The sequence below is a fragment of the Phenylobacterium sp. genome (assembly GCF_036963605.1).
Taxonomy (GTDB): Bacteria; Pseudomonadota; Alphaproteobacteria; order Caulobacterales; family Caulobacteraceae; genus Phenylobacterium.
Genome location: NZ_JBALUY010000113.1, coordinates 1 through 7,841 on the forward strand (window position 1 = coordinate 1; position 7,841 = coordinate 7,841).

9 protein-coding genes and 1 pseudogene are annotated in these 7,841 nt (G+C 67.1%); 5 read left to right on the forward strand and 5 right to left on the reverse strand.

Annotated features, from left to right (window positions below):
• Positions 1-699 (reverse strand): annotated as a pseudogene (locus V7702_RS15915) (cobaltochelatase subunit CobT); the annotation flags it as partial.
• Positions 700-830: 131 nt separating this feature from the next.
• Between V7702_RS15915 and V7702_RS15920 the strand changes: the two are divergent.
• Positions 831-1,010 (forward strand): DUF1328 domain-containing protein, encoded by a 180-nt coding sequence (locus V7702_RS15920; protein WP_335651060.1) that lies wholly within the window; start codon positions 831-833, stop codon positions 1,008-1,010.
• A 79-nt stretch (positions 1,011-1,089) separates the two neighbouring features.
• On the opposite strand, the gene V7702_RS15925 is transcribed toward V7702_RS15920, so the two are convergent.
• Positions 1,090-2,310: a DUF3089 domain-containing protein gene (locus V7702_RS15925; RefSeq protein ID WP_335651061.1), complete on the reverse strand. Its 1,221-nt coding sequence runs from the start codon at positions 2,308-2,310 to the stop codon at positions 1,090-1,092.
• Positions 2,311-2,588: 278 nt separating this feature from the next.
• On the opposite strand from V7702_RS15925, the gene V7702_RS15930 reads away from it, so the two are divergent.
• Positions 2,589-2,900, forward strand: coding sequence for a hypothetical protein (locus V7702_RS15930; protein ID WP_335651062.1), 312 nt, complete (start codon positions 2,589-2,591; stop codon positions 2,898-2,900).
• A 79-nt stretch (positions 2,901-2,979) separates the two neighbouring features.
• Here the strand turns inward: V7702_RS15930 and cobS are convergent, their stop codons facing one another.
• Positions 2,980-3,984, reverse strand: coding sequence for a cobaltochelatase subunit CobS (cobS, locus tag V7702_RS15935; RefSeq protein WP_335651063.1), 1,005 nt, complete (start codon positions 3,982-3,984; stop codon positions 2,980-2,982).
• An 88-nt stretch (positions 3,985-4,072) separates the two neighbouring features.
• Here cobS and V7702_RS15940 point away from each other — a divergent pair, with 88 nt between their 5' ends.
• Positions 4,073-4,945 carry a TauD/TfdA dioxygenase family protein gene (locus V7702_RS15940; protein ID WP_335651064.1) on the forward strand — a complete coding sequence of 291 codons (873 nt, stop codon included), beginning with the start codon at positions 4,073-4,075 and terminating at the stop codon, positions 4,943-4,945.
• A gap of 7 nt (positions 4,946-4,952) precedes the next feature.
• The gene (locus V7702_RS15945) at positions 4,953-5,873 is read left to right on the forward strand and encodes an aminoglycoside phosphotransferase family protein (RefSeq protein ID WP_335651065.1); all 921 of its coding nucleotides are present in this window, start codon (positions 4,953-4,955) and stop codon (positions 5,871-5,873) included.
• Here the strand turns inward: V7702_RS15945 and V7702_RS15950 are convergent.
• Positions 5,870-6,244, reverse strand: a complete 375-nt coding sequence (locus V7702_RS15950; protein ID WP_335651066.1) for a DUF1622 domain-containing protein — start codon at positions 6,242-6,244, stop codon at positions 5,870-5,872. The two genes, V7702_RS15945 and V7702_RS15950, sit on opposite strands and share 4 nt — an antisense overlap.
• 86 nt (positions 6,245-6,330) lie before the next feature.
• Positions 6,331-6,897, reverse strand: coding sequence for a TetR/AcrR family transcriptional regulator (locus V7702_RS15955; protein ID WP_335651067.1), 567 nt, complete (start codon positions 6,895-6,897; stop codon positions 6,331-6,333).
• A gap of 135 nt (positions 6,898-7,032) precedes the next feature.
• Here V7702_RS15955 and V7702_RS15960 point away from each other — a divergent pair.
• Positions 7,033-7,841: efflux RND transporter periplasmic adaptor subunit (locus V7702_RS15960; protein WP_335651068.1), on the forward strand; the 809-nt coding region annotated here is incomplete at its 3' end.

The following is a 7,841-nucleotide window of genomic DNA, read 5'->3' on the forward strand; positions in this document are numbered from 1 at the left end:
CTCCGAATCGGCCTCCTCGCCGCCCTCCTCGTCCTCGTCAGGCTGTTCGGGGGCCTCCGACAGGTCATCACCCATGGACAGGTCGCGCAGGATCGCCTTGGCCACCTTGCCGAAGGCCTTCTGGTCGTCGAGGTTGGCGACCAGCTTGTCGAGGTCCGGTCCGGCCTTGGCCTCGATCTCGGCGCGGAACAGATCCACCAGCGGCCGCGCGGCCGGCGGCGGCGGTTCGCCGGTCAGGCGTTCGCGCACCATGAGCGAGACGATCTCGTCCATGGGGGGATTGGCCTGGGCCTCGATCGGGTTGAACGCCTTCTTGGCCCAGGACTGATCATGGACCGCCCGCAGATTTTCGCGCACCCCGCCCAACGCATTGGCGCCGATGGCTTCGGTGCGCGCCTGTTCGATGGCGTCATAGATCGGACCGCCCTGGGCCGACTGCGGCCGGCCCCGGGCATGGGCGGCGGTGTCGTGGTGGGCCAGGCGCAGGGCCATCTGGTCGGCCAGGCCACGGATGCGCGAGGCGTCCTCCGGGCCTAAGTCCCGGGGAGGGTGGGGCAGGATGGCGCGATTGCCCTGAAGCTGCGGCCCTTCCCCCGAATAGACGATCTCGAGATCGGCGGACTCAGCCAGCGACCGGGCCGCATGGGCCAGGGCGCGCTTGAACGGTTCGACCGGGCTTTCGGGAGGGGACTTGGCCATCGCCCTCTAGATAAGGCGCCGCAAGGCTCCTGGGGAAGGGGAGATGGCGCCCTTAGGAGCCTTCATGGAACGTCGGCGCCGACGCTCGCGTTGTCTTCGCAACACTCAACGGCTGTTCAGGAGACTCTCCAATGCTCAAATGGGCCCTTATCTTCGCGCTCGTCGCCCTGGTGGCCGGCGCCCTCGGCTTTGGCGGCATCGCTGGCGCGGCCGCCGGCGTGGCCAAGATTCTGTTCTTCCTCTTCCTGATCGGCTTCGTGATCTTCCTCGTCCTGGGGGTCATGGCCGGGAAGAAGATCACCGGCGGCTAGCCCGCCCGTATCGGCAAACAAAGACGCCCGCCGCTCGGACTGAGCGGCGGGCGTTTTCGTGTCTGCTGGACGGCTGAGCCTAGTGGTGGCTGTGGTCGCCAGACTTGGCGGTCCAGGCCGCGCCTTGGCTTTCCACCAGCTTGACCAGATCGCCCATCACCAGATTGACGTCGATCAGGTGCAGGCCCCAGTCCTTGGCGACTACGCCATTCTGGACCACGTCGCCGGCGATGGTGTCGACCCGCGGATCCTCGGCGTCGGCGTTCACGGTGACGGCCAGATAGTGGAAGCCGTCCTTGCGCACGCATTCGCCGCTGAGCAGGCCGGGAACCGAGACGAAGGGCGTCGTCACCTCAGGTCCGTCCTTCACCCAGGGGGCCGGCGCGTCCGAGGAGCCCAGCAGGGTCCCGGAACTGGCCAGATAGGCGTGCAGATCGACCTTGCCCTCAGGCTTGCCCTTCACCAGGGCGGCGGGGTTCACGCAGGCCGCCTCCATGGGTGAGTTCGGCTCCCGCGGCACGCCGAAGCGGGAATTGGCCGGGGGCGGAGCATCGGCCCGGAAGCTCACATAGGAGATGGCGCAGCCGGTCTGGTCGGCGGCCTCGCACAGGGGAATGGACTTGAAGGTCCCGGTCTTGCCGCCCTTGTCCACGGCCAGGTTCGAGCCCAGCAGCATGGCCGAGACCAGCTTGTCCTGGGCGGGCTTGCCGTCGATCTCGTTGGCGATCAGCTGGGTCAGCACGCCCGCGCCCTGGCTGTGGCCGATCAGGACCACGCCGCGACCGTCGTTCTCGTATTCCAGATAGTGGTTCCAGGCCGCGACCACGTCCTGATAGCCGGTATTGGGACGAGCCGATCCGCCGGGCGGGGTTCCTCCCGTCACCGCGGCGCGCAGGGCGGTCAGGGTGAACTGCCGATAGAGGGGCGCATAGACGCGGCATTGGGCGCCCAGGCGCGAGAGCTGCTGCTCCACCACCCGGCGCTCTTCGGCGTTGGCGGTCATGTCGCTGATCACGCCCGGATCGTTGGACACGGTGGGATAGACATAGAAGCAGTCCACCGGCGCGGCCGGATTGACCGCCCAGGTTTCGGTCGAGACCGAGCCATCGGCCTGGACCACGGTGGTGGTGTTGTCGCCGGTGCACGCATCGTCGCGCCCCGGCCAGCACAGCCAGCTGGACCTGTCGGCATAGTCGTTGGGCGCCGGCGCGGCGTCCTGCGCCTGGGCCTGCCAGACCCCGGCGGCCAGGGCCAAGGCCCCGGTGGCGGCCGTCAGGCCGGCGATCATCTTCCTGGTCATATCTTCCCCACGTGCAAATTGGCTTGCATCAATGGGCCGGACCATCGCCTGGAGAACCGGGCACGTCCAGAGCCAAGCCGGGCTTTTGCACCACGGCCGATCCTAGAAAATACTCCGTTCAAAGAATGCGAGCCGCGTCTTTGGCGGGACGACTGACGGTGGCGGTCAATTGTCGCAAATGAGACGCTTAACTGTCATATTTCCTTCACAAGCAGAGTTTGGCGTGAGACGCTTTCCTCAAGCCGGGAGATCGATCCCGCGAAAAGTGGAGGAAATACATGAGGATTCTGGTCATTTCCGCAGCCGCCCTGGCGCTGTGCGCCGGCGCTGTCCAGGCCAAGGAAGCCCCCAGCGCCCAGGCCGCAGCCCAGGACGCCGTGGCTCAAGCGCGGGAAGCCGCCAAGGCCGAGCGCGTGGTCTATGTCTGTGATCGCTCCGAGCTTACCCGGAAGGCCTTCGCCCGCGAGCATGGCGAGGTGAAGTTCGTCACTGCCGAGCAGGCGCTCACCGGCGCAGCCGACGACTGGTCGGCGCCGCGCTGCGTCAGCGAGGTGGAGGCCGCCAAGCTCAGCGCCATGCTGAGCCGCTAAGCTTCATCAACCTGTCCTGAAACGAAAGACGGCGGCCCGCAAAGGCCGCCGTTTCCATGTCTGATGGGGTAGAGCGCCTCTAGGCCACCCGCACCCGCGCCGTGCTCTCCGGCAGGTCCTGGCCAAAGGCGCGCTGGAAGAACTCGGCCACGGTGCCGCGCTCCAGCTCGTCGCACTTGTTCAGGAAGGTCATGCGGAAGGCCAGGGCCACGTCGCCGCCGAAGATCTCGGTGTTCTGCGCCCAGGTGATCACCGTCCGCGGGCTCATGACCGTGGAGATGTCCCCGTTCATGAAGGCGTTGCGGGTCATGTCGGCCACCCGGACCATGGCGTTGATCGTCCGGCGGCCCTCTGCGGTGTCATAGTTGGGCGACTTGGCCAGCACGATCTCGGCCTCGGCGTCGTGGTCGAGATAGTTCAGGGTCGTGACGATGGACCAGCGGTCCATCTGGCCCTGATTGATCTGCTGGGTGCCGTGATAGAGCCCCGTCGTGTCCCCCAGGCCAATGGTGTTGGTGGTGGAGAACAGGCGGAAAAAGGGGTTCGGGCGGATCACGCGGTTCTGGTCCAGCAGGGTCAGCTTGCCCTGGGCCTCCAGGATGCGCTGGATGACGAACATGACGTCAGGCCGGCCGGCGTCGTATTCGTCGAACACCAGGGCGATCGGCCGCTGCAGGGCCCAGGGCAGGATGCCTTCGCGGAATTCGGTGACCTGCTTGCCTTCCTTCAGGACGATGGCGTCCTTGCCGACCAGGTCGATGCGGCTGACATGGCTGTCCAGGTTCACCCGGATGAGCGGCCAGTTCAGGCGCGCGGCGACCTGCTCGATGTGGGTCGACTTACCCGTGCCGTGATAGCCCTGGATCATCACCCGGCGGTCATAGGCGAAGCCCGCGCAGATGGCCTTGGTGGTCTCCGGATCGAACCGATAGGTGTCGTCGATCTCCGGGACATGGCTGTCACGGTGGGAGAAGGCCGGCACGGTCATGTCCATATCGACGCCGAAAGTCTCGCGCACGGAAACCTTCTTGTCGGGGACAAGGGTCAGCAGCTCATCGTCGTGGGTCTGGGAAATCGTGGTCATGACGAGGTTCGCATACAGGGTTACGCCCGCAAAGCAAACGTGTGTTTCATAGGGGGCCGATCAAAAACAACGAGGAGACGCCGGCGCCATGCTCGACAGGGTTCGTACGCAGAATTCGAACATTGAAGTGACCCCGACGGCCTCGGGTTTCGGCGCGGTCGTCACCGGTCTCGACCTCTCCAAGCCGCTGCCCGATGGGGTGATGGACGAGGTCCGCCAGGCCTGGGCCGCCCACGGCGTGCTGAGTTTTCCAGGCCAGCCGCTCAGCCTCGACCAGCTGGAGGCGGTGACCCTGCAGTTCGGGCCGTTTGGCGTCGATCCCTTCATCGCCCCCATGCCTGGCCGGCCCAATGTGCTGGAGCTGCGCCGGGAGCCTGACGAGAAGGCGACCAATTTCGGGGCCGGCTGGCATTCCGACTGGAGCTTCCAGCCGGTCCCGCCGGCTGCCACCCTGCTGCACGGCCAGGTCATCCCGCCGGTGGGCGGCGACACTCTGTTCGCCGACTGCACGGCCGCCTACGCCGCCCTGTCGCCGACCTTCCAGGAGATGCTGGCGCCCCTGCGGGCCATCCACAGCGCCGGGCGCGCCTATGGGATCAAGGGCGTCTTCGCCCGGGAGACCGAGAGGCGCACCATGCAGATCATCGTCTCGGAGGAGGCCGACAAGACCCACACCCATCCGCTGGTCCGCACCCATCCGGTGACCGGCGAGAAGGCCCTGTTCGTCAGCCCGGTCTATACGGTGGGGATCGAAGGCCTGACGCCTGCGGAGAGCCAGGCGATCCTGGGTTTCCTGTTTGGCCACATGACCCAGCCTGAGTTCATCTTCCGCCACCGGTGGGCGAGGGACACCCTGCTGATCTGGGACAACCGGCGCACCGTGCATCTGGCCGAAGGCGGCTATGACGGCCACTTGCGGGTCATGCATCGCACCACCGTGGCCGGCGACGTTCCGGCCTGACGTGCCTGTGGACCTGAGCCGACTGCCCGAGGCGGTGCGTCGACGCGCCTGGGCCGAGGGTGAGCGGGGTCGAGAGTGGCTGGCGGCCTTGCCGCAGATCCTGGAACGGCTTGCGTCACTGTGGCGGCTCGGGGGCTTCGAGATCCTGGATGGCGGCAGCGAAGCCCTGGCCGTGGCTGTGGCGCTGCCGGATGCTCGGCCGGCGGTTCTCAAGATCGCGCCGCCCTGGGCGGACCTTCTCGGCGCCGAACGCCGGGTTTTGGAGGCCGCCGGCGGATCGGGCTTTGCGGAACTCTACGCCGTGGATGGGGCGGCTCACGCCCTGCTGCTGGAACGGCTGGGCACGCGGCTCGACCTGTTGGGCTGGACCCCTGAGGCGCAGATGGACGCCCTGTGCGGCGCGCTGATGGCGGTATGGCGGGCGCCGGTTCCCGCGGGCGGGCTGATGGACGGCGAGGAAAAGGCGCGCCGCCTGGGCCAGTTCATCGAGGAAACCGCCCGGGTCCTGGGCGCGCCCCTGTCAGCCCCCGTGCTGGCCCGCGCCCGCGCGTACGCCGCTGATCGGGCCAAGACGCATGATCCTTCGCGCGCGGTTCTGGCCCACGGGGACGCCCATGCGGCCAACGCCCTGCAGGCCCGGGACGGCGGGTTCAAGTTCATAGATCCCGACGGCCTCTTCATCGAGCCGGCCTACGACCTGGGCGTCATCATGCGGGAGTGGCCAGAGGTCCTGCTGGAAGAGGGCGACCCACTGGCGGCGGGCAGGGCGCGCTGTGCGCAACTTGCCGCCCGCACCGGCGTGGACGCCGAGGCGATCTGGCGGTGGGGCTATCTGGAGACGGTCTCCACGGGCCTGCTGTGCTGCAAGCTCGACGTGTTTGACTGGCGGGAGATGTTTCAGGTCGCCGAGGCTTGGGCCGTGGACTAGCGCTTGGCCTCGCCCGGATCGGCGTCCGCCCGGCGCCAGGGCCAACGGCCCTGAATCTCCGTCTCCAGGGCGAAGCTGAGAAAGGTCCGGATCAAGACAATGGCCGCCAAGGGGCCGACGCGCTCGAAGCTCAGCGGCTCGGTCACGGTGGCGATGATGTCGGCCGCCACCAGAAGTTCGAGCCCCAGCAGGATGCCGCGACCCAGATTGGCGCGGTACTGGTCGAAGGCGTCGCGCCAGTGATGGCTTTTCACACCTTGAGCCGCGAAGAGCGCCGTCGCGCCGATCACGGCCAGCACCAGGACCAGGATCGAAAAATACTGGAGCAGAGTAGCGACAGCCACGACCAGACTGTGAATGTTGGGAAACATGGGCGGCTCCCTTCAGGCCAGCCCCTGTAGCGGATAAGCCAAGCTTCGAGTTCCGCCTTCGGCCAACCGAGGGCCGATGGACCGCCTCAGACCGGGCCGCTCACATAGTTGTCCAGGGTGCGAGCCAGCGCCTCGCAGAGTTCTTGCCGCTGCTGGCTGTCCAGCAGGTAGTCCTCATAGATCACCCGGTTCATCGTCGCCCCCATCATGACGCAGGACAGCAGGCGGGCGCGCACCGCAGCGTCGTCTCCCCCAAGCCAGGTTTCCAGCGGCTGGTAGAAGGCGTCGTGCGAATGGCGACGGATCGCCTCGGCGGCCTTGGGCGAAGAGGCTGAGCGCAGCATGATCAGGAAGAGTTCGAACTTCTCTTCGCGCATGGGCTCGACCGCCAGCATCTGGGCCACGCGCACCCCAAAGGAGTCCCGGTCGCCATCCAGAAACTCGGCGATGTTGGGGGCGCAAGAGAGCACCTCGCCGAACAGCTCTTCCTTGCCGCCGAAGTAGCGCGAGATCAGGGCCGCATCGACGCCCGCGTCGCTGGCGATTTCCCGCACTCCGGTCTGGTCGTAGCCCTCATGGGCGAACCGTTTGCGGGCCGCCTCCAGGATGGCGGTCCGCGTGGCCGCAGCGTTCCGCGTGCGGGCGGGGGTCATGGGCGGGCTCAAATATTTTCCTCCGATATTTTTTTGTCAGCACTTGTAGACATAGAAACGCATTCCCACCTAGAAGTCACCAACTGATGACATGGCCCGGCTCTCCACCGGGTGCGCTAGCCTCGGGGATAGGGCATGCGACGACTCTTTGTGGCTGCGGTTTTCGCAGCAGGCTTCTTTGGTCTTGCCGCCTGCGGCGGGGACCCCAATGCGGGACAGGGACCGCCGACGCCAACGGTGTCGGTGTCGGTTCCGTTGCAGGAGGAGGTCGTTGATTGGGACGATTTCACCGGCCGCTTCGAGGCGCCCGAGCGCGTCGAGGTCCGCGCCCGTGTGGGCGGCTACCTTCAGGGCGTTCACTTCACCGACGGTCAGAGCGTCCGCAAGGGCCAACTGCTTTTCACCCTGGACCCCCGCCCGGCGCAGGCGGCGCTGGCCGCCGCCCAGGCTCAGGCTGACCTGGCCCGGGCCGATCTGGCGCGCGCCGAGGGCCTGCTTGAGGCTCAGGCCATCTCGCAGGAAGAGTTCGACAGCCGCCGGGCCCAGGCCCAGGTGGCCGAGGCGACCCTGCGGGCCCGCCGGCTCGACGTCGAGTTCACCCGCGTCACCGCACCGGTCTCCGGCGTCGCGTCGCAGCGCCAGGTGGACCCCGGCAATGTGGTCAGCGGCGGCGCCTCCACGGGAGACGTGCTCACCACCATCGTTTCGATCAGCCCGATCCACTTCGCCTTCGACGCCTCCGAAGCACAGCTTTTGAAGTACCAGCGGCAGACCGAAAAGCGCCAGGGGGCTCAGGTGCAGGTGCGCCTGCAGGATGAAACCGAATATCGCTGGACTGGTCGCATGGACTTCGTCGACGCCCTGGTGGATCGGGACACCGGAGCGGTTCGCCTGCGCGCCACCATCGCCAATCCCAACGGGTTTCTGAAGCCCGGCATGTTCGG

Bases quoted from the DNA above. Each gene is read 5' to 3' on its own strand.
- V7702_RS15920 (WP_335651060.1), top strand. From the start codon at position 831: ATGCTCAAATGGGCCCTTATCTTCGCGCTCGTCGCCCTGGTGGCCGGC.
- V7702_RS15925 (WP_335651061.1), bottom strand. From the start codon at position 2,310: ATGACCAGGAAGATGATCGCCGGCCTGACGGCCGCCACCGGGGCCTTG.
- V7702_RS15930 (WP_335651062.1), top strand. From the start codon at position 2,589: ATGAGGATTCTGGTCATTTCCGCAGCCGCCCTGGCGCTGTGCGCCGGC.
- cobS (WP_335651063.1), bottom strand. From the start codon at position 3,984: ATGACCACGATTTCCCAGACCCACGACGATGAGCTGCTGACCCTTGTC.
- V7702_RS15940 (WP_335651064.1), top strand. From the start codon at position 4,073: ATGCTCGACAGGGTTCGTACGCAGAATTCGAACATTGAAGTGACCCCG.
- V7702_RS15950 (WP_335651066.1), bottom strand. From the start codon at position 6,244: ATGTTTCCCAACATTCACAGTCTGGTCGTGGCTGTCGCTACTCTGCTC.
- V7702_RS15955 (WP_335651067.1), bottom strand. From the start codon at position 6,897: ATGACCCCCGCCCGCACGCGGAACGCTGCGGCCACGCGGACCGCCATC.